The organism is Flavobacterium sp. Root420 (assembly GCF_001427905.1).
GTDB lineage: Bacteria > Bacteroidota > Bacteroidia > Flavobacteriales > Flavobacteriaceae > Flavobacterium.
Window position 1 is genome coordinate 730,872 of the sequence record NZ_LMEF01000029.1, and the last position, 24,132, is coordinate 755,003.

Consider the following 24,132-nt stretch of genomic DNA (forward strand, 5'->3'; position numbering starts at 1 on the left):
ATAAATGAAATCAATAATTAGGTTTTTCGCATTTGCTGTTGTTTTTTTAATTGCACAAAAAGGATATTCACAAGATCCTAATTTTCATGTTTATCTGAGTTTTGGCCAGTCGAATATGGAAGGATATGCCAAAATAGAACCAAAGGATAAAGAAGGGGTTGATGAACGATTTCAGGTTTTGCAGGTGGTTAATTGCCCTGATCTTAAACAAGAAAAAGGAAATTGGTATACCGCTATCCCGCCTTTGTGTCGTTGCAACACCGGACTTACACCGGTCGATTATTTTGGAAGAAACCTGGTAGCCAATCTGCCCAAAAATATAAAAGTGGGCGTTATCAATGTAGCGGTTGGAGGCTGTAAAATTGAACTTTTTGATAAAGACAAAACAGCAGACTATGTGGCAACAGCGCCAGATTGGATGAAAGGAATATTGAAAGAATATGATAATAATCCCTACGCGCGCCTTGTAGAAATGGCCAAAATTGCACAAAAAAAAGGCATAATTAAAGGGATTTTATTGCATCAGGGAGAATCAAATACAGGCGATACACTTTGGCCTAAAAAGGTAAAAATCGTGTACGATAATTTGATAAAAGATTTAAATCTGGATCCTAAAAAGGTGCCCCTGCTTTCAGGAGAAACCGTAAACGAAGATCAAAATGGTAAATGTGGAAGCATGAATAAAATCATTGCCACACTGCCAAAAACAATCGAGAATTCATATGTAATTTCATCTCAGGGATGCACCGCTGAGCCTGATTTTTTACATTTCAATGCTGCAGGCTACAGAGAATTAGGAAGACGTTATGCAGATAAAATGCTTTATTTATTGGGGTATAAATTCGCAGAAGGCAAAGCGCCTTTACGAATTCAGGCTCCTGTTGGTTATGATCAGTTAAATTCAACTGTGCCATCCGGAAAAATAGAAGGTATCAGTTATGAATCCAAAACAGTAGGATCGGTACGAAAAGTTACTGTTTACACGCCTCCTGGATTTAATAAGAAGAAAAAATATCCTGTATTGTATCTTTTACACGGAATTGGCGGCGATGAAAAAGAATGGCTTAATGGAGCAAATCCGCAAGTTATATTAGATAATCTGTACGCTGAAGGAAAAATAGAACCCATGATTGTGGTGATGCCAAACGGCCGTGCAATGAAAGACGACAGTGCTACCGGAAACATTATGGCCCCGGATAAAGTACAGGCATTTGCGGTTTTTGAAAAAGACTTACTAAACGATTTAATTCCGTTTATCGAAAAAAAATACCCGACTTACAAAGACAGGGAACACCGTGCCATTGCCGGTTTGTCTATGGGCGGCGGGCAGTCGCTGAATTTCGGTTTGGGGAATCTGGATAAATTTGCGTGGGTTGGTGCGTTTTCAGCAGCTCCCAATACAAAAATGCCTCAAGAATTGCTCCCGAATCCGGAAGAAGCAAAAAAGAAATTAAAACTGCTTTGGATTTCCTGTGGCGATAACGACTGGCTAATTGAAAACAGCAGAAGAACCCATGATTATTTGTATAAAAATGATGTGCCTCATATCTATTATATTGAGCCGGGAGTACATGATTTTAAAGTTTGGAAAAACGGTTTGTATATGTTTTCGCAGTTTTTGTTTAAACCTGTAGATCAATCTCTTTTCTCTTCCTATACTATTTTAGGAGATGCGGTACCAACTAACATTCGTAATGCGAAGTATCCGCAGATATTGCCGGACAATCGTGTTGTTTTTAAAGTAAAAGCTCCGGAAGCCTCAAAAGTGCAAATTGATTTAGGCAGAAAGTATGATATGTCAAGAGATTCTGATGGATTATGGACCGTAACCACTGATGCAATAAATAAAGGATTTAATTATTATTCCTTAGTTATTGATGGTGTGGCTGTAGCCGATCCGTCAAGTAATACCTTTTATGGCATGGGACGCATGGCCAGCGGTATTGAAATTCCGAATAAAGAAGGAGATTTTTATGCCTTAAAAACGGTACCTCACGGTGATATCAGAATTAAGAAATATTTTTCAAAAGCCACTAATTCCTGGCGTGAAATGTATGTATATACACCACCGGGTTATGAAAATTCCACTGAGAAATACCCGGTTTTATACTTATTACATGGAGGAGGTGAAGACCAAACCGGCTGGGCTACACAGGGTAAGGCCAATTTAATTTTAGACAATTTAATAGCCGACAAGAAAGCAAAACCAATGGTGATCGCTATGCTTGATGGCAATATGGGAAATAGCGGAGGCGTTGCAGGTTTTAATGAAAATGCATTGAAAGCTTTTGAAAATGAATTAAAAACAGGCGCGATCCCTTTTATAGAAAGTAATTTTAAAGTAGCAACAGACGCTAAAAACAGGGCTTTAGCCGGTTTATCAATGGGCGGATTGCAGACCTTGTATGCCGGTGTTAAAAATTCAGATCTGTTTTCTGCGATTGGTGTTTTTAGTTCAGGTTGGTGGGCTAATAATGCTACTTTATCAGCACCTCAATATGAGTTTATGAAAAATAATGCCGCAACTATTAATTCAAATATTAAAAACTTTTGGATTTCAATGGGTGGCAAGGAAGACATTGCTTATGAAAATTGCAAAATAATGATGCGCAAATTTGATGAATTGGGCATTAAATATAAATACAGCGAATATCCTGGAGGTCATAGCTGGCCAGTATGGAGACACGATTTAATGATGTTCGCACCCTTATTATTTAATTAATTATTTCGAAATGAATAGATCTAAAAACGAAAAAGAAGTATGAAAATATATTGGATTGGTATAGTGCTGTTTTTTGGAGTTTCATTGTCTGCACAGCAAACCAATGATCTAAAGCTTTGGTATACAAATCCTGCTGGTACGGTTTGGGAAAATGCTTTACCACTGGGAAATGGTTTTCAGGGCGCTATGGTGTATGGGAATATCGAAAAAGAAATTTTTCAATTAAACGAAGCAACCGTGTGGAGCGGAAGTCCGAACAGAAATGACAACCCAAATGCAAAACAAGCTTTGGGCGAAATAAGAAACCTTATTTTTCAGGGAGAATATAAAAAAGCGGAAAAGCTGATCAATGAAAATATAATTACTAAAAAATCTCATGGACAGATGTTTCAGCCTGTGGGAAATTTAGAATTGAGTTTTTCAGATCAGCACAACTTTACCGATTATTACCGAGAACTTGATATTGAAAAGGCAGTTGCAAAAACCACTTATAAAGTTAATGGAATTACGTATACAAGAGAAGCTTTTACCTCTTTTCCGGATCGCGTTTTAGTGATAAAACTTTCGGCCGACAAACCCGGAAAATTATCTTTTAGAGCCCATTTTACTTCGCAGCATAAAAAACAGGAAATAACAATTAACGGTACTAATGAGCTGTCACTTTCAGGCACGACAAGTGATCATGAAGGAATAGAGGGAAAAGTCAAATTTAACGCACTCGCCAAATTCAAAGTAAAAGGCGGACAAATAAATACCACCGGTAATTCAATTCAAATTGAAGGAGCAGATTCCGTTTTGATTTATGTCTCTATTGCGACCAACTTTATTAATTATAAGGATATCAGCGGTAGCGAAAAGGAGCTTGCAAAATCTTTTTTGAATAAGGCATTTGATAAGAATTATGATAAAATGAAGCAGGCTCACATTGCCCAGTATCAAAAATATTTTAAAAGGGTTACGCTTGATTTAGGAACATCAACAGCTTCAAAAGTACCAACAGATGAAAGACTGGCTAATTTCAGAAATGTTTCAGATCCATCTTTTGTTACCTTATATTATCAATACGGACGGTATTTATTGATCTCATCATCACAGCCCGGAGGTCAGCCGGCAAATCTGCAGGGAATTTGGAATGCTGGTATGACGCCTGCATGGGATAGCAAATACACCATCAATATTAATACGGAGATGAATTATTGGCCGGCTGAGAAAACCAACTTATCAGAAATGCATGAGCCGCTTTTAAAAATGATTCAGGAATTAGGGCAAACCGGAAAAGAAACTGCAAAAGTAATGTATGGTGCCCGTGGTTGGATGGCACATCATAACACAGATATCTGGAGAATTAATGGCGCTGTTGACGGTGCCACCTGGGGAGTCTGGAACGCAGGCGGAGGCTGGTTAAGCCAGCATTTATGGGAACATTATCTCTACACAGGTGACAAAAAATATCTTGAATCTGTATATGAAACCCTTAAGGGCGCAGCCGATTTTTATGCTGATTTTTTAGTAAAAGATCCTACAAATGGCTGGTTGGTCGTGGCGCCTGGAAATTCACCTGAAAACTCGCCTGCAGCACATCAGGGTTCAGCTGTTACGGCGGGTTCAACGATGGACAATCAAATTGTATTTGATGTTTTCAGCTCGGTTATAAAAGCATCAGAAGTATTAGGGAAAAATAAACAATATACAAACAGTTTAAAAACCTTAAGAAATATGCTGCCTCCTATGCAAATTGGAAAGCACAATCAGCTTCAGGAATGGGTGGATGATGTCGATGATCCCAAAGACAATCACCGTCATATTTCACATTTATATGGCTTGTATCCTTCCAATCAAATTTCTGCCTACAGAACTCCGGAGCTTTTTGCAGCAGCAAGAAATACCTTATTGCAAAGAGGCGATATTTCTACAGGCTGGAGCATGGGATGGAAAGTAAACTGGTGGGCAAAAATGCAGGATGGTAACCATGCGTACAGTTTAATTCAGAATCAATTGACTCCGCTAGGTGTAAACAAAGAGGGAGGAGGAACTTATAATAATTTGTTTGATGCGCATCCGCCCTTTCAAATTGATGGAAATTTTGGATGTACCTCAGGAATTACCGAAATGTTGATGCAAAGTTCAGATGATGCGATTCATTTGTTGCCTGCCTTGCCGGATGCTTTAAAGGAATATGGCGAAATAAGGGGTTTAAAAGCACGTGGCGGTTTTGAAATTAAGGATTTGAAATGGAAAGACGGAAAATTAATTGCACTAACTATTCAGTCCAATCTTGGTGGGAATCTTCGATTACGAACGCCAAATGAAATTAAGCTAAAAAACAATAAAGAATTAAAAACAGCTGCCGGAAAGAATCCAAATGTTTTTTATCAGACAGAAGAAGTGAAAAAAACGCTTATCGCTGCTGCAGCTACTATAAAACCTTTAGATATTAACTCAACTAACTTATACGACATAGAAACTGAAAAGGGAAAAATCTACAGTTTCGTAATTAAATAATAACATGAAAAATCGTTTTATAAAATATAGAATCTTGTATTGCCTGTTGGGCTTAGTTGTAACCTCGTCCGTAACAGCCCAAATGCAGTTATTTGATTTAAAGGAGGTACGATTAACAGAAGGTCCGTTTAAAAATGCCCAGGATGTCGATCTCAAATACATTTTAGAGATGAATCCTGATCGTCTTTTAGCTCCGTATCTAATTGCCTCGGGAATACCGGTAAAAGCAGAACGCTATGGCAATTGGGAAAGCATCGGACTTGACGGTCATATTGCAGGGCATTATCTTTCTGCATTAGCTATGATGTATGCTTCTACAGGAAATATGGAAGTCAAAAACCGACTGGATTATATGATTTCAGAATTAGAAAAATGTCAGCAAAAAAATGGCAATGGCTATGTGGGTGGAATTCCGCAGGGAAAAGTTTTTTGGGATCGCATTCATAACGGAGACATCGACGGAAGTAATTTCGGATTAAACAATACCTGGGTTCCGCTGTACAATATTCACAAGCTTTTTGCCGGTTTAACTGATGCCTATCGTTATACCGGAAATGAAAAAGCAAAGGATGTTTTAATAAAATTGGGCGATTGGTTTATCGAACTAATTCGTCCGCTTTCTGAGGACCAGATTCAGAATATTTTAAAAACAGAACACGGCGGCATAAACGAATCTTTTGCCGATTTGTATAGCATCACCAAGGACAAAAAATATCTGGAAACGGCCGAAAAAGTTTCGCATTTGGCAATATTAAATCCGCTGGAGAAAAAAGAAGATAAGTTAACGGGATTGCATGCCAATACACAGATTCCAAAAGTGATTGGCTTTGAGAAAATCGGCGTACTGTCAGGAAATAAAGACTGGACAGATGCCGCGCAATTTTTCTGGGAAAATGTTACCCAAAAACGCAGCGTAGCTTTTGGCGGAAATAGTTTTGCCGAACATTTTAATCCAACAGAAGATTTTAGCGGAATGCTTAAATCAAACCAGGGACCCGAAACCTGTAATTCCTACAATATGGAGCGTTTGAGCAAAGCTTTGTTTCTGGACAAAAACCAGGTAAGTTATCTTGATTTTTATGAGCGTACGCTTTATAATCATATTCTTTCGAGCCAGCATCCTGAAAAAGGCGGGTTTGTTTATTTCACTCCCATCAGGCCGAATCATTATAGGGTATATTCCCAACCCGAAACAAGCATGTGGTGTTGCGTTGGTTCAGGGCTTGAAAATCATTCTAAATATGGAGAATTAATTTACAGTCACACCGATAATGATGTTTTTGTAAATTTATTTATTCCGTCCACTTTAGACTGGAAAGAAAAGGAAATTTATATCGAACAAAGCACCAAATTTCCCTATCAAAACAGTGCAGAACTCGTTTTGAAACTAAAGAAAAGCAATACATTTTCTATGAATATTCGTCGTCCGGAATGGGCTCAGGATTTTGAAATTTCGATCAATGGAAAAATTCAGAAAATAGAAGCAAAGCCGTCCAGTTATGTAACGCTTAACAGAAAATGGAAATCAGGAGACAAGATTACCGTTACATTCAAAACGTCGACACATTTAGAAAGCTTGCCAGACGGTTCTAACTGGAGTGCTTTTGTTAACGGACCTATTGTATTGGCGGCCAAAACCTCAAACAAGGATTTAGATGGATTATTTGCCGATGACAGCCGAATGGGACATGTCGCTTCCGGTAAATATTATCCTCTTGATCAGGCGTATGAAATGATTGGAGATAAGGCAGGGTATATAGCAAAATTGAAGGAATCAGGAAACCTTCATTTCCGTTTAGATTCGTTAGAATTACAGCCTTTTTTTGAAATTCATGACACGCGTTATCAAATGTATTTTCAAAATTATACCAAAGAACAGTATCAGGAAAAACACGCCTTATTGAAGCAGCAGGAAATTGAGGCAATGGCTTTGGAAACCAGGACTATCGATAACATTAACTGTGGCGAACAGCAGTCAGAAGTGGATCATCGTTATAAAGGTGAAAAAAGTGATTCAGGTTACGACGATACAAAAGCCTGGAGAAGTACGCGCTCGTATATTTCCTATCAATTATTAAATAAAAATAAGTCCGGAAAATATTTGGATATAAGCTGCACAGCCGATTTTAAAACAGATAAAATTACCATTCTCATTAATAAAAAACCGGCACAGATTATTTCTTCAGCAAATAAAACCATTCGATTAAATGTTGGAAACATTGAAATTGTAAACATTACTATAAAATCAAATGACGGAAGCAATAGTCCAAAGTTTCATCAATTCAGAATTGTAAAAGAGTAGAAAACGATCCCAAATAAAATGAAAATTAGAAATGCTTTTTTTAGTGTCATCCTGCTTTTTAGTTTGTGTACTTATGCACAAAACAAGGCGCAGAATCCGGTTATTTTTGCCGATGTTCCTGATATGTCGATCATTCGTGTAAACGATATCTATTACATGAGCAGCACGACCATGCATATGAATCCAGGTGTTCCTATTATGAAATCTGATGACTTAGTAAATTGGAGACTGGTCAATTATGCCTATCAAACCTTAGAAGATGATAATGATAAACTAAATCTGGATAATGGCAAAAATGATTATGGAAGAGGTTCATGGGCGAGCAGTCTGAATTATCACAATGGTATTTATTATGTCAGTACTTTCTCCGGAACTACCGGTAAAACCTATATTTTTTCTACAAAAGATATAGAGAAAGGTCCGTGGAAAAGGACGGTTTTCACTACTTCTTATCACGATCATTCTATTTTTTTTGATGATGATGGAAAGGTTTACATGGTTTGGGGCGCTGGAAAACTGCATATTGTCGAATTAAATTCAGATTTATCAGCTGTAAAAGAAGAAACAAAAAAAGTCCTAATAGAAAACGCCAGTGCTCCCGCAGGTACTAATATTATGCTGCAATCTGAAGGTTCACAGCTTTTTAAAGTGAAAGACAAATATTATCTGTTTAATATCGTCTGGCCAAAAGACGGCATGCGAACGGTAATTATACATAGAGCTGATAAAATTTCCGGTCCGTGGGAAGGAAAAGTAAGCTTACAGGATTTAGGCGTGGCACAAGGCGGACTTATCGATACACCAGCCGGAAAATGGTTCTCCTATCTGTTCAGGGATTTTGGAGGAGTAGGACGTATTCCTTATTTCGTTCCGGTTAAATGGCAAGATGGCTGGCCAATTTTAGGCGAAAATGGTAAAGTACCGGAATATCTTGATTTACCGGCAAGCAAAGGTTTAATTCCGGGAATTGTAAACTCAGATGATTTTAACCGAAAAAAAAATGAGCCCGATTTGCCTTTGGTATGGCAATGGAACCACAATCCGGATCATTCACTTTGGTCGGTAAAAGAAAGAAAAGGTTATTTAAGATTAAAAACCGGCAGAATAGACAGCAGTTTTGTTCAGGCAAAAAACACCTTAACACAAAGAACTTTTGGACCGGAATGTACAGGAACTATTCTGATGGAAGTTTCTAAAATGAAAGATGGCGACTTTGCCGGACTTTCTTTATTGCAAAAAGACTTCGGACTGATCGGCGTAAAGGTTGAAAAGGATTCGAAGAAAATCGTAATGATTGAAGCGCTGAAAGATATTCCAACAACAATAGAGAGCGTTCCTTTAACTCAGGATAAAATTTATTTCAGGGCAGAATGTAACTTTAAAAACAGAACAGATGAAGGAAGATTTTTTTACAGTTTAGACGGTAAAAAATGGATCAGTATTGGCAAAACGATAAAACTGCCTTATACACTTCCGCATTTTATGGGGTATCGATTTGGTCTGTTCAATTATGCAACAAAAAATGCGGGAGGCTTTGTTGACTTTGATTATTTCCATATTGAGCATCAAATTTCAAAAAATAATTAGTTCGTCGCAAAATATTCATAACATAATTCAGAAATCATGAAAATTAGTTGTCTGTTTATCATAAGTTTAGTTGCTGTCTTTAGTGTAAACGCGCAGCAATACCGTTTTAAGGATGCATCTTTAAGCTCAACAGAACGTGCCAAAGATTTAATTTCACGATTAACCCTTGAAGAAAAAGCGGCTTTAATGTGCGACCAGAGTAATCCGATAACGCGACTCGGAATTAAAAAATTCAATTGGTGGAGCGAAGCCCTGCACGGTTATGCCAATAATGATAATGTTACGGTTTTTCCTGAACCTATTGGTATGGCAGCTTCTTTTGACGATCAGTTGGTGTACCATGTTTTTAATGCTGTTTCTGATGAAGCCCGTGCCAAATACAACCAATGGATTAAGGGCGGTAATGAAAATAAACGATTTTTGAGCTTATCGGTTTGGACTCCGAACGTTAATATTTTTAGAGATCCAAGATGGGGACGTGGTCAGGAAACGTATGGCGAAGATCCTTATTTAACTTCCCGAATGGGAATTTCAGTCGTTAAAGGATTACAAGGCCCTGCAGATGCTAAATACCGCAAACTTTTGGCCTGTGCCAAACATTTTGCCGTTCACTCCGGCCCGGAATGGAGCAGACACGAACTGAACTTGAATAATGTAGATCCTCGTGAATTGTACGAAACCTATTTGCCTGCTTTTAAAGCTTTGGTACAGGATGCCGATGTGCGTCAGGTTATGTGTGCCTACCAGCGTTTGGATGATGAACCTTGCTGTAGTAATACGCGTTTGTTGCAGCGTATTTTGCGAGATGAGTGGGGTTATAAATATATGGTAGTTTCAGATTGCGGAGCTGTTACTGATTTTTATACGACGCATAAAGTTTCGTCAGATGCAACGCATGCAGCTTCAAAAGCTGTTCTGGCGGGAACTGATGTGGAATGTGTCTGGGAGAAATATCCTTTTAAAAACTTACCTGAAGCCGTTGAAAAAGACTTAATAAAAGAGGCTGATATTGACAAAAGTCTGCTTCGTGTTTTAACCGGCCGTTTTGATTTGGGGGAAATGGATGATGACGCGATTGTACCTTGGGCTCAAATTCCCGCTTCTGTGCTTAATAGTAAAGAACATCAGCAGTTAACGCTCGAAATGGCACAAAAGTCAATGACGCTTTTGCAAAATAAAAATAACATTTTGCCATTAAATAAAACCATACACAAAGTAGCTGTTATTGGTCCGAATGCGGATAATGAACCGATGTTATGGGGAAATTATAATGGAACGCCAGTTAAAACAATTACGATTAAAAGTGGTATAGAATCAAAAGTTACGGCAGATAAAATCGTGTATGACAAAGCCTGTGATCTGGTTGAAGACAAGGTAAATCAAACCTATTTTGACCAGCTTTCTTTTGAAGGAAAAAAAGGAATCAAAGCTACTTATTGGAACAATCCTAACAGGGAAGGAAATAGTGTTGCGACACAGCAAATTGTAAATCCAATAAAAATGACAACTGCCGGGCAGCATGAATTTGCTTCGGGAGTAAAACTAGAGGGATTTTCAGCCAAATATGAAACAGAATTTGTTGCTAAGGAAAATGACAGTCTTGTTTTTAAAACGGGAGCTACTGGAGCTTTTGAATTATTGGTTAATGGTAAATCGTTATCAAAATATACCAACTGGCGAACGCTTCCGGGAAAAATTAAATTTGCGGTCGAAGCAGGCAAAAAATATAAAATCGAAATTCTGTATGCACAGTCCAACAATTGGCAAGCCAATCTTGAATTTGATTTCGGAAAAGAACATGATATCAATTTCGCCACTTTACTTCAGAAATTAAAAGGCATTGATACGATAATTTTTGTAGGCGGACTTTCTACTTTATTGGAAGGTGAAGAAATGCCGGTTTCTTATCCGGGTTTTAAAGGCGGAGACCGAACCAATATCGAACTTCCTGTCGTACAAAGAAAATGTTTGCAAGAACTGAAAGCAGCAGGCAAAAAAGTGGTTTTTGTAAACTGCTCCGGTTCTGCAATTGCATTAACACCCGAAACAGCAAGCTGCGATGCCATTTTACAGGCTTGGTATCCGGGAGAATCCGGAGGTCAGGCTGTAGCCGATGTTCTTTTTGGAGACTATAATCCTTCAGGAAAACTGCCGGTTTCCTTCTACAAAAACTCAGATAAATTAGCTGATTTTGAAGATTATTCCATGAAGGGTCGCACGTATCGATATACAACAGATGTTTTGTTTCCGTTTGGTTTTGGTTTAAGTTATTCTACATTCCAAATTGGTAAAGCAAATTTGGCTAAAACAAGCTTAAAAACAACTGAAAGTACACAGTTAAATTTTTCCATAAAAAACACAAGTAAACGAGAAGGAACAGAAATTATTCAGGTTTATGTTCGAAAAATTAACGATACAGACGGACCTTTAAAAACACTGAAAGCTTTTAAACGAATCAATTTAAAAACCGGCGAGAGCCAAAACGTAACAATTGATTTGCCTGCTTCTTCATTTGAATTTTATGATTCAAAAAAGAGAGGAATGAATATAACGGCAGGTGAATATGAAGTTTATTATGGTACAAGTTCAGCTGCCAAAGATTTAAAAGCGATTAAAGTTTTAATTCAATAAATTAGCTATTCTGTTAGAAGCAAAAAAAGTAATTAATATAAAGTACGTTATGAGTTTTAAATATGTTTTGTGTTTATGTCTGTTAGGTTTTTTAAAATTAAGTGCGCAAGCTGTCGTAAAGAGTCCCGACGGAAAACTTAAAGTTTCTCTTATGGTATCTAGTGGAATGCCTTCGTATAGTGTAACTTACAATGAAAAAAGCTTCCTTGAAAATTCTCCATTGGGGTTAAAAACCAGTGCGGGTGATTTTACAACAGGGTTAGCTTTAAAAGCAGATGCAAATCAAAATAAAATTGATGAAACGTATGAATTGCCTAATATCAAACAGCATACTGTACATTATGAGGCTAATGAAGCTATATTTTCTTTCAGCAAAGAAAATAAACCTGCCATTGATGTAATATTCAGGGTAAGCAATAACAATGTAGCCTTTAAATATAAAATATATCCACAAAAAGAAATACTGTCCTGTGTAGTGCAGGAAGAAGCTTCCGGTTTTGTACTGCCCGAAGGAAGTACAACATTTCTTTGTCCGCAAAGTAAACCCATGACCGGGTATGCCAGAAGCGCCCCGAGTTATGAAACTTCGTATACATTAGATGTGCCAATGGGCCAAAATGGTATAGGTGAAGGATATACGTTTCCCTGTCTTTTTAAAATAAAAAATAATGGGTGGGTTTTAATCTCGGAAACAGGCGTTGATAGCGGTTATTGTGGCAGCAGATTAATTGGACATGATAAAGGATTATATACTATCGGATTTCCAATGGCGGGGGAGAATAACGGAAACGGAACCACAGCATCGGGAATAGCACTTATTAGCGAAACGCCATGGAGAACCATTACTATTGGAGAAACCCTGGCCCCAATTGTAGCAACCACTATTCCCTTTGATTTGGTTAAACCAAAGTACGAAGCTTCTCAAAACTATAAATATACCAAAGGTTCGTGGAGCTGGATCATGAAAATGGATTCAAATACTACTTTTCCAGTACAAAAAGAATACATCGATTTTAGTGCAGCAATGGGCTATGAAACCATTTTAATTGATGCACTTTGGGATACTCAGATAGGAAAAGATAAAATCGCTGAACTGGCAAAATACGGTGCAGGAAAAGGGGTTGGTTTGTATTTATGGTATAACTCGAACGGGTATTGGAATGATGCACCTCAAGGACCAAGAGGAATAATGGACAATTCAATAATCCGTCGTAAGGAAATGGCCTGGATGAAAAGCATTGGTGTGAAAGGGATCAAAGTAGATTTTTTTGGAGGGGACAAACAGGTAACCATGAAATTGTATGAAGATATCCTGACAGATGCCAATGATTTTGGCATAATGGTGATTTTTCACGGTTGTACCTTGCCAAGAGGCTGGGAGCGAATGTATCCCAATTATGCAGCGAGTGAGGCTGTTTTAGCGAGCGAAAATCTGCATTTTGGACAAGCAAGCTGTGATAATGAAGCTACTAATGCGGCGACTCATACTTTTATTCGAAATACAGTTGGAAGCATGGATTTTGGCGGGAGTGCCTTAAATAAGTTTTATAATAGTGATAATATTCCCAATAAAGGCTCAAAACGAAGAACTTCGGATGTATTTGCTTTGGCTACCGCGGTTCTTTTCCAAAGTGGGGTTCAGCATTTTGCATTGGCACCAAACAATTTAACGGATGCTCCTGCCTGGGCTATAGATTTCATGAAAGAAGTTCCGACAACCTGGGATGAAGTTCGTTTTTTAGAAGGATATCCGGGTAAATATGTAGTATTTGCTCGCCGAAAAGGAACCAAATGGTATATAGCAGGCATTAATGCTCAAAAGGAAACCTTAAAAATTAAGCTAAAACTACCGATGTTAGCTTCTGGTACAACATTGAAGTATTATTCAGATGATCAAAAACTTAATGGAAAAGTAGAAGGAATAAAGCTTAAAAATAATAATGAGGTTGAAATAAAAATTCCTTGTAACGGAGGAATACTTTTATTGAATTAAGTAGATTTTTTATATCAATTGAAAATATACAGAACTTGTAATTTTTGGTTGGGCCGAATTTGGAAACAATCCATAAAAATACAAAGCTGAGGAAGAATTTTTTAAAATTTATTCGTCTTAATTCTGAAGGATTAAAGCGAGGTTTTAAGCTGAAAAACTAAGAAATCTTGTATTTAATTGAAAAACAAACAATTGATTTTCGATTAAATAGTATATATTTAAATTAAATTACTAATCATTTTATATGTCCAAGGAAAATTGTTTTAGATTCATTGTCATTTTATTTTTTCTGGTAACTAATTTGTTTTCTCAAAATACATTTGAAAACTATCAATTTCGTTTAGTAAATAAAGAGTCGTCAAAAAGTGGCATTTATACCATTGCACAAGATCAATTTGGGATCATGTGGATTGGAACAAATGGTGCAGGTTTATATAAATTCGATGGAGTAAATTATGTTTCGTATGAACAAAACTCCAACGTAACTAATTCTATCAATAGCAACCTTATTTACGCAACTTACGTCGATGTTCGCAACCGGTTGTGGATAGGAACTGATGAAGGATTATGTCTTTATAACCGTGATTTGAACAGTTTTGAAAGTATTGATATTCAGAAAAAAACAAAAAAAGAAACTGTGATTTCTGTCAAGAGTATTATTGAAGACAATAACGGAAATCTTTTTCTAGGAACCTTTAATGGCGGTTTACTGAAATTAAATATCAAGACAAGGGAAATAACCCCGATGAAACTGGATGTTGCTAATCCGGCCAATTATCTTATCAATAGTCTGGTTAAGGATAAAAACGGAACGATTTATCTGGGTACCAATTTTGGATTAAAAGTAGTAGATCAGGCAAAAAACCAGGTTAAAAAAGTTACTGCCGTAAACACTACTCAAATTTTATCCGGAAATATAGTCTCTATGTTTATGGACAGCAGACAAAACCTCTGGATTGGCAATGGATATAAAGGACTGGTTAAAGTAAATCTAAATTCTAAAGAGGCGGTTTCTTATCCTATTACTGCAAAAAGGATCATGTCAATATTGGCAACAGACCCTAAAACAATTCTTTGCGCAACAGAAAATGACGGACTCATCATTGTAAACGATCAGGGTGTCGTTCAAAAAAAATATATAAACAGTAAATTCAACATGCGCAGTTTAAGTTCAAATTCGGTTTGGTCTTTATTTCTGGATAAAGAGCGTAGAATTTGGCTGGGCTATTATAACAAAGGCTTAGGCGTTTTTGATAAAATAAACAGCAAGGTCAATATTCTTGAAAGTTTGCCGGGGAATTCACAATCCTTACAAACCAATTGTGTAACAGGTATTGCCAAGGATCATGAAGGACAGTTATGGATTTCTATGGAAGGCGGCGGAGTCGATGTTTACAATCCGGTAAGTAAAACGTTTAAACATATTACCAGATCTGATAATAGTTTTTATTCCGGATTAACCAATGACAATATCACAAAAGTATATATCGATAAAAAGCAGAATATTTGGCTATCCAGCTGGAACGAAGGCATTTTTCTATTAAAGAAAGGTAGCAGAAACTTTATTAATTACAATGCAAAAAACACTAATCTGGCCTCTGATAATATTATGAGTATTACGGAAGATTCAAGAGGGGTCATATGGATCGGAACCTTCGCAAAAGGATTACATTATTATACTCCTTCAGATGGGAAATTTCACTATTGTAATTCCAAACCATTTCATAATGTAATGAATTTAGATATCAGAAATGTGATGGTAGATTCAGATGATGCCGTTTGGGTAGGTTCTACAACCGGCTTATACAAGGTTTCCACAAAAGATTTTGTTACTTTTTCTGTAGTATCTTTTCGCGATAAAATGTCTGAAAAACTCAAAAATCATAAAAGTACGCATACGATCAATACTTTATATGAAGCTAAAAACAAAGAAATTTGGATTGGTACAGATGGGGCAGGTTTATTCAGCTACAATAAAAAAACAGATAACCTAAAATGGTACATAAATTTCAAAGGGCTTCATGAAAAGTCACTTTCATCTATTGTAGAATCTAATGATGGGGGTATTTGGCTAAGTGGGAAGAAAGGAATTACAAGACTGGATTTAAAAAACAAAACTACCTTTAATTACTCTATTTATGACGGTTTGTTGGGTAATGACTTTAATAACAATTCGGTTTTAAAAGATGAAAACGGAGTATTGTATTTTGGAAGTTACGAAGGTCTAAATTACTTTAATCCTACGAATTTGGTTAAAAGCAAAAAACAGCTTCCGATTTACTTTACTGATCTAAAACTTTTTAATAAATCAGTGGGGCCGCTTGAAAAAAATTCGCCTTTAGTAAAAGTAATATCTCAAACAAAAAAAATAATACTGAGACATGATCAGTCTGTTTTTACTATTGATTTTATTGCGGTTAATTATTCTTTTCCTGCCAGAAATGAATTTGCGTATTATTTAGAAGGTTTTGAGGATTCGTGGAATTATGTTGGCAATAAACGCTCGGCCACTTATACCAACTTGGCACCTGGTAATTATGTTTTTAAAGTTAAAGCGGCAGAGAAAAATGGAGTATGGAGCCAAAAGCCACTGGAATTAAAAATTGAAATTTTACCACCCTGGTGGAAAACCTCTTTTGCTTATTTATTCTATACCTTATTGTTGTTAGCAGCTATTTATTTTGCGAATCAATATTATCAGAATCGTTTTAAACAAAAACAAATGATAGAATTTGAAAAGACAAAGGCGATTCAGATTGAAAAATTAAATAATAAAAAATTACAATTCTTTACCAATATTTCTCACGAGTTTAGGACACCGCTGACTTTAATTTTAAATCCATTAGGAGATATAATCAAGAATTATAGTGCGAATTTACCAGAGGGTGTATTGAATAAATTGCAGACCATTCAAAAAAGTTCTGACAGACTTTCAAGATTAATCAATGAGTTAATGGATTTTAACCAATTGCAGTTTAATAAAATGACATTGCAATTACAACTAATTGAGGTGGTGAGTTTTACGAGAGAAATTGTCAGTTATTTTGATGAAGAAGCCTTTAGTCGTGGAATTCAGTTGCAGTTTGAAACAAATAAAACAGCGTTGAAAGATTGGATAGATCCAAAAATGTTCGAAAAAATTATTTTTAATGTAGTTTCAAATGCTTTCAAAGTTACTCCGGATAATGGAAAAATAACAGTAAAAATAGTAGTTGACAACGAATTGATTCATTTCCCTTTGATAGATTCAACTACTGCTTATCCATCATTTGAGGTTATTGTTGAAGACACCGGTTCCGGATTAGATAAAAAAGATATAAAGAGAATTTTTGACCGTTTCTATCAGGTAAATAATTTAAATAAAGCCTATTATGGAAGTACAGGGATAGGATTGGAAGTAGTTCGCGGATTTGTAGAATTACATAAAGGAATAATTGAAGTAGAAAGTGAATTGGGGGTTGGTACGACTTTCAAATTATTATTTCCTGTTGGAAAAGAGTTCTTTAATGAAAGCGAAATTCTGCTTGAGGAATTCAAAAAGGAGAAAAAAATGAGTTTCACGCCAATTATAGAAAAAGAGGAAATTCAATCACAAGATGATGAGGAAAAACAAGATCGAATTTATACGATCCTCATTGTGGAAGACAATGTAGAACTAAGGAATTATTTGAAAAACGAACTCAAAAAAGAATATAAGGTCCTGGTTGCAGAAAACGGTCAGGTTGGTTTAGAATTAGCATTACAGAAATTACCGGATTTGATTTTAACAGATGTAATTATGCCTATTATGAACGGTTTAGAATTGTGTAAAAGCATTAAAGCCGATTTAAAAACCAGTCATATTCCGTTAATGATGTTATCTGCAAAAGCATTAGTCAAAGATCGACTGGAAGGAATTGATTCCGGTGCAGATATGTACTTAAGTAAGCCTTTTGATATGGATATTTTAAGGTCCAGTCTGGTGCAATTGATTAACAGCAGGCAAATTATGTTTAATAAATTCTATAATGGAATTACGCCAAAAGCAAAAGAAAAAACTACCACTTTAGACAATGATTTTATAAAAAATGTATTGAATTACATTAATGAAAATATAAGCGAGTCGGAGTTAAGTGTCGAAGATCTGGCCTCGAAGGTATTTTTAAGCAGAAGCCAATTGTATCGAAAAATTAAAACATTGACAGGCGTGTCAGTAAATGAATTTATTCGTAATGTTCGTTTAGAAAAAGCTAAAGAATTAATAGAATTAGGGAATGATAATATAACCGAAATTAGTTATAAGGTTGGTTTTAGCTCTCCTTCGTATTTTACGAAATGTTATAAAGATAAATATGGTTATCTGCCTACTCATAATAATAAAAGATAGTACTTTTTAGGAATTATATAAAGACGGCTTATGCCGTCTTTTTTTGCTTTTATAAATACCGAATCTATATTTATTTTGGTTTTTTCATATTTATAAATCAATAACCTTGCACTTCAATTATTAAAGCAATAATCACATACAGAAATATGATGTTTTTTAGTAATTATTAAATACATATTTATTGTCTTTTAATTTCTTAATACAAGAAAAATTCTGCATCATTATTATCAATTCCTTATTTTTATTTTCAATATTAAATAATCGTAAAATACTGATTTTACTCGTTTTTTTAACTCTCGTGCTACAAATTTGATAGTTTTTGCATCATATGTAGTATGTGAAATTTATGTTAACGTTCTATTTTTGGTTTAACTAATATCAATAATCAGGAAACAATTATTAACAATCTTAAAACCACTTTTGAATATGAATTAAAACCACATTTATGTATTGAAAACCTCTTTTTTAAAATCAAAATTGAAATATGAAATTATGATTATGAAAAAATTAAAATTTTGAAGACGCCACATCATGAGTTTTCGAAATTTGAAAAAGGCAGAAAATAGTTGAATAAACTATAATCATCTCGATATAATAAATAACAAAAAACTTTACAACCAAACAATTATTTAAACTAAACAAAAAACCAATTAATATGATGTTAAAATTAAAATTTGCAATAATCGCATTGCTAATGATAAGCTATCAGAATGTGATGGCACAATCAAAGACCATACAAGGTGTGGTAACTGATCCATCAGGATTTCCTTTGCCTGGTGCCAGTGTTAATGTAGAAGGTTCAAAAAATAGTGCATCAACAGATTTTGATGGTAAATACTCTTTAAAAGGAGTTAATCCAACAGACAAAATAATATTTTCTTATGTTGGCTTAGTTACACAAACTATTACAGTTGGTACACGTTCTACAATTGACGTAACATTAGCAGAAGCTGCACAAAACTTACAGGAAGTTGTTGTAGCCTATGGTGCTCAAAAGAGATCTAAGGTAACAGGAGCAATTTCAACAGTAAGTTCAAAAGATATTACGGCAGTTCCTATTACTAATGCAGAATCGGCCTTGCAAGGTAGAGCGGCTGGTGTGACTGTTGTAAATGGTTCACCTGGTTCAAGTCCTACTGTTAGTATTCGTGGTTTAGCTACAATGGGAAATAGTGCTCCTTTATATGTTATCGACGGAGTTTTGACAGGTAACTTATCTGGATTAAGTCCTAACGATATTGAATCGATGTCAGTTTTAAAAGATGCCTCAACAACAGCTTTATATGGTTCGAAAGCTTTTAACGGGGTAATTATGGTGACTACTAAAAAAGGAAAAAAAGGTCCTGGTCAAATAAACTTTAGTACTTACGCAGGTTTTCAAACTATTACTAAAAGATATGATGTTTTAAATACACAACAATATCTGCAATATGCCAAAGCTTTAGGAAGTGATTTAACTGCAAGAGCGGCTCAATTTGGTAACATCAATACAGATTGGCAAGACCAAATCTTTCAGGATGGTATAATGCAGGATTATAATCTAAGTTTTTCAAGTGGTACAGATAATTCTACAAGCCGTTATTCTGCTGAATATTTAAAACAAGAAGGAGCTGTTATTAGTACAGGTTTCGAACGTTACTCTTTCAGAGCGAATAATACACAAAACATAGGTAAACTAACCATTGGAAGTAATATCGGATTGTCTTTTAGTGAAACTAATCCGGAGCGCGCCTCAGGAGGAAGAACATTATTGGAGCACGCTATTAAAATGGCGCCTTATTTACCTGTTTATAATGCAGATAACGTAGGTGGTTATCAAGGTCCTTCTACAGCTGATGGGCAAGATGCAGAAAACCCGGTTCGTGTTGCCAATTTAGGATATCAAAAAATTAATGGATTATCTATAATAGGAAACATTTATGGTGAATTGGAAATTTATAAAGGCTTAAAATTCAGATCACAAGTTTCGCTAGATTATTATACAAGCGATGATCATACTTTTATTCCTGGTTACGAAGATGGTTCAGCTCACAAACAAGCTTATTCTTCAACAGCTGAAACAGATTCTAAAGGACAAACCATAGTTTTTGATAACAGTTTAACATACAAAACTACTATTGCTGATAAACATAATTTAGAAGTATTAGGAGTTATAACTAAAATTGAAAATAAGAGCAAGAATTTAATAGCAAGCAGCCGTTACTATATTTCAAATGATATAGATCAGTTGAGATTACAGGATGCCAATTTAAGTTCTAGTAATATTGAAGCCAATAATTTAGGTTATATCGCTCGTATTAACTATGATTATGATGAGAAATACCTGTTGGCTGTTTCAGGACGTAGAGATGCTTCTTCTCGTTTTGGGTCTAATAACCGTTATGGTAATTTCTACTCTGTTGCCTTAGGTTGGAATATTGCAAAAGAAAGTTTTATGGCTGATTCTGTTTTTAGCACATTGAAACTTAGAGCAAGTACCGGAACAACAGGTAATGACAGAATAGACGATTATCAATACAGTTCATCTTTAGCAGCAAATTATACTTATCCGTTTAATGGAACTGCAGGAGCTGGTGTTACAGCAGGTAGAGCTGCAAATCCTGATTTGAAATGGGAGTCTAAAAATGACAGAAACATAGGTTTGGATTTTGGTTTATTTGATGAGCAGTTCACAGGATCTTTCGAATATTTTAATAATAAAAGTAGCGATATCCTTTTCGCAGTGCCGCTTCCTGCTTCTGTAGGTTCAGCCGGTGGAGGAACTCAAATTCAAAACATCGCCGATGTAAAAGTACACGGATTTGAAGTATCACTTGGATACAATGACAGAAAAGGAGATTTTACGTGGTCTGCTGTAGCTAATTTAGGTACAAGCAAAAACGAAGTAACAGCTTTAGCTCCGGGTGTAACAAGTGTATTAGGTGGTCCATCAGGAAGAGCTGGTTTGGAGAGCTTCTCAAGACTGGAAGTTGGTCAGCCTTTATTCTATTTTTATGGGTATCAAACCAACGGAATTTATCAAAACCAGGCAGAAGTAGATGCTGTTTTAGGTGCTGGTCAGACTTCTGTACAGCCAGGTGATATTAGATTTGTGGATCGTAATGGAGATAAAGTAATCAATTCAGATGATAAAACAAATATCGGAAACCCATATCCTGATTTTACATATGGTTTAAACCTTACAGCAGCGTATAAAAAATTCGACTTCAACTGCTTTATAACAGGAGTTCAGGGAAATGATGTTTTTAACGCAAATAAGTTCGACTTACAAGCTATGCAACGTTTGTTTAACTCAGGTACTGAAGTTCAGGACAGATCAATTGTTGTAAATGGAGTAGTTACCAATCCATCTGCTACATTACCAAGAGCACTTGGGGCAAGTCAAAACTGGTCTTCAGCAAGTCAACGATATGTTGAAGATGGTTCTTACACAAGATTAAAAAATGTTACTATAGGTTATACCTTTTCAGGAGATACATTTAGTAACTATTTTTCACACATAAGATTCTATGTAAGTGCACAAAATCTTGTTACAATTACAGATTACTCTGGTTTAGATCCTGAAGTTGCACGTGTAGATACTAACGCAAATTCTGCCGGAATTGATATAGGAAGATATCCGCAACCAAAATCAGTAATTTTTGGACTTGATGTTACATTTTAATTTATAAAAGATGATGAGAAAAATAAAATATATAGTTGTAGTATTGTTAGGAATTTTAACAATAAATTCATGTAACGATAATGATTTAGAATTAACAAATCCAAATCAATTATCCCCTGAAACTTTCTTTAAATCGGAGGCACAGGTACAATCTGCAGTAAACGCAGCCTATGCAAACCTGCAGACAAGAGGACTCTATGCCAGACATATTTTCTTTGCTTTAGATAATATGGCTCAGGAAAATAAAGGAAATCCACAATTAGAAGGTAACAAAAAACCTTTTCTTAATTTCTCTTTTGATGCGAGTAGTGATATTATCCAGTTTTATTGGGAAACCTGTTTCTTAGGAATATCCAAAGCTAATTTTGTATTAGATAATGAAGATAAAATTCAGGCTTTGCCAACTTCAGTTTTAACGCAAGAGAAAAAGAATAAATTTTTAGCAGAAGCCCATTTTTTAAGAGCGTATTATTACTTTTTGCTAGTGCCTCGTTTTGGTGATTTGCCTATTTATACGAAACAAACAATTGTAGGTGCTCCAAGAAGCCCAAAAGCGGAAATCTATAAATTAATTGAAGCTGATTTTGACTTTGCTTCTAAGAATTTATTAAGCAAAAACGTAGAAGATAAGGGAAGAGCAACTAAAGAAGCCGCTTTTGCTTATTTAGGAAAAGCATTATTGTATCAAAAGAAATATGATGAAGCTTTAGCTGCTTTTAATAAAGTTACAGGATTTAGCTTAGAAACTAATTTTTATAACAATTTTATGGATGAAACGGAGCATGGTCCGGAATCAATTTTTGAGATTGAATATGATGAAAAATTAGGAGTAGCTGATAAATGGGGTAGCGATACTGCCGGAGATGGTGTGGCTGAATCAACGCTTAGAGGTCAGGAATACGGTAATTTAGGTTGGTATAATGTTTATCCTTCAGATAATATATTAGATTCGTATGAGCCTGGAGATAAGCGTTTTGGAGATACTTTTTACGTTCCCGGATCTAAATATAATAACGGAGCCAATACAATGACAGCCGCTAATTTCTCTTCATCAGAAGGGCTTAGAAGAGCAGGATGGAAAAAATATCAAAACTACTATAAACGTACTGATGAAAATCTGGATTCAAGTATCAACTTCAAAGTAATGCGTTATTCTGATGTATTGCTTATGATGGCAGAATGTGAAAGCATGAGAGCCGGAGGTGTACAGGCAACAGCTATTGGTTACATTAATCAGGTTCGCGCTAGAGCAGGTGTGCCGCTATTACTATTAACACTTACAAAAGATCAGGTTTTTACCGCTCTTGTGCATGAACGTAAAGTAGAATTAGCTGGAGAGCAAGTTCGCTTTGACGATATAATTAGATGGGGTATTGCTAGTACTGAACTGGCGGGAACAGGCTTTAAAGCTGGTAGAAGTGAATTATGGCCAATACCAAATAGAGAAACATCTTCAAATCCTAATATAAAACCTAGTGATAACAATCCTGGTTACTAGGCAGGTCATTGAAGTTTGTTAGTTTGAGTTAGTTAAGTTAGTATTTGACAAACAGCGCATTTTAATATGCGCTGTTTATCAGTACATTATGTTTTGTTAAACACCAGATTATTTTCTAAAGACTTTAGCTTTTCAATATTTAAATAAGTTTTAAGGCAGGCTCAATTTTATTCAATATGAAAAGAATTGCTTCACTTTTTTTAATCGTAACATTGTTTTACAATGTTCTGGGATTTTATATCATGTTTGCTGAACAACAAGAGCAAGTGTGGGTGAATGCTATGGAGCAAACTGATAATTCAGATTTTGAAATAATTGAAGTTAAAATCAACCCTTATGCTTATGTAGTTGATTCGGGTATTGAAGACACCAATGAAGACTTCGTGATCAAAAATAAAACGTATCATGTCTTTAAGAAAAGAATTCAAAATAATGTTTTAAAATTATATTGCCTAAAAAATTCGCATAACGAAGCTTTAAATAAAGATTTAAAAAAAATTGTCGATAGTCAGTTATTTGATGATAATTCAAATAAAGAAAATCCAGGCAAAAAATTAATGAAATCCTTTATTCAGGATTACATTCCGGGTAACCCAATAATTTTTATAAGTACTTCTATAAAATTAGTTTCGACTGTTACTTTAAATTCATCCCTTCCACAACAAAATATTCTTTCGGGATATTTTACTACCAATTATCCTCCCCCTGATATGGTATAGCATTTCCTTGATGTCAAAATGTAAATAGCATTTGATTACTCTCAGATACTAAATTTTTAGTTATAGCTAAGGGTTAAGTCTGCTTATTTACAATTTAACATACAACTTCAATTAATCCTAATTGAAAGAAAAAGCTATTTAACAACCA

10 protein-coding genes are annotated in these 24,132 nt (G+C 35.5%); all 10 read left to right on the forward strand.

The annotated features are described in order from the left end of the window. Positions 1 to 4: 4 nt before the first annotated feature. The gene (locus ASC72_RS17240) at positions 5 to 2,722 is read left to right on the forward strand and encodes an alpha/beta hydrolase-fold protein (RefSeq protein WP_082564344.1); all 2,718 of its coding nucleotides are present in this window, start codon (positions 5 to 7) and stop codon (positions 2,720 to 2,722) included. 39 nt (positions 2,723 to 2,761) lie between these two features. Further along, a complete protein-coding gene (locus tag ASC72_RS17245) occupies positions 2,762 to 5,224 on the forward strand; it encodes a glycoside hydrolase N-terminal domain-containing protein (RefSeq protein WP_056193442.1) in 2,463 nt (820 codons plus the stop codon). Positions 5,225 to 5,228: 4 nt separating this feature from the next. Then, positions 5,229 to 7,526 (forward strand): glycoside hydrolase family 127 protein, encoded by a 2,298-nt coding sequence (locus tag ASC72_RS17250; protein ID WP_198528515.1) that lies wholly within the window; start codon positions 5,229 to 5,231, stop codon positions 7,524 to 7,526. Between the two features lie 18 nt (positions 7,527 to 7,544). Beyond that, positions 7,545 to 9,113: a glycoside hydrolase 43 family protein gene (locus ASC72_RS17255; RefSeq protein WP_056193445.1), complete on the forward strand. Its 1,569-nt coding sequence runs from the start codon at positions 7,545 to 7,547 to the stop codon at positions 9,111 to 9,113. A gap of 36 nt (positions 9,114 to 9,149) precedes the next feature. After that, positions 9,150 to 11,744 (forward strand): xylan 1,4-beta-xylosidase, encoded by a 2,595-nt coding sequence (xyl3A, locus tag ASC72_RS17260; protein WP_056193448.1) that lies wholly within the window; start codon positions 9,150 to 9,152, stop codon positions 11,742 to 11,744. Between the two features lie 49 nt (positions 11,745 to 11,793). After that, the gene (locus ASC72_RS17265; RefSeq protein ID WP_056193451.1) at positions 11,794 to 13,737 is read left to right on the forward strand and encodes a glycoside hydrolase family 97 protein; all 1,944 of its coding nucleotides are present in this window, start codon (positions 11,794 to 11,796) and stop codon (positions 13,735 to 13,737) included. A gap of 244 nt (positions 13,738 to 13,981) precedes the next feature. Then, a complete protein-coding gene (locus tag ASC72_RS17270) occupies positions 13,982 to 18,103 on the forward strand; it encodes a two-component regulator propeller domain-containing protein (protein ID WP_056193454.1) in 4,122 nt (1,373 codons plus the stop codon). Between the two features lie 655 nt (positions 18,104 to 18,758). Beyond that, positions 18,759 to 21,767 carry a TonB-dependent receptor gene (locus ASC72_RS17275; RefSeq protein WP_056193456.1) on the forward strand — a complete coding sequence of 1,003 codons (3,009 nt, stop codon included), beginning with the start codon at positions 18,759 to 18,761 and terminating at the stop codon, positions 21,765 to 21,767. Between the two features lie 10 nt (positions 21,768 to 21,777). Next, entirely contained in the window at positions 21,778 to 23,265 is a 1,488-nt protein-coding gene (locus ASC72_RS17280; protein ID WP_082564345.1) for a RagB/SusD family nutrient uptake outer membrane protein, read from the forward strand. Positions 23,266 to 23,441: 176 nt separating this feature from the next. Next, positions 23,442 to 23,984 carry a hypothetical protein gene (locus tag ASC72_RS17285; RefSeq protein ID WP_056193463.1) on the forward strand — a complete coding sequence of 181 codons (543 nt, stop codon included), beginning with the start codon at positions 23,442 to 23,444 and terminating at the stop codon, positions 23,982 to 23,984. Positions 23,985 to 24,132 lie beyond the last annotated feature (148 nt).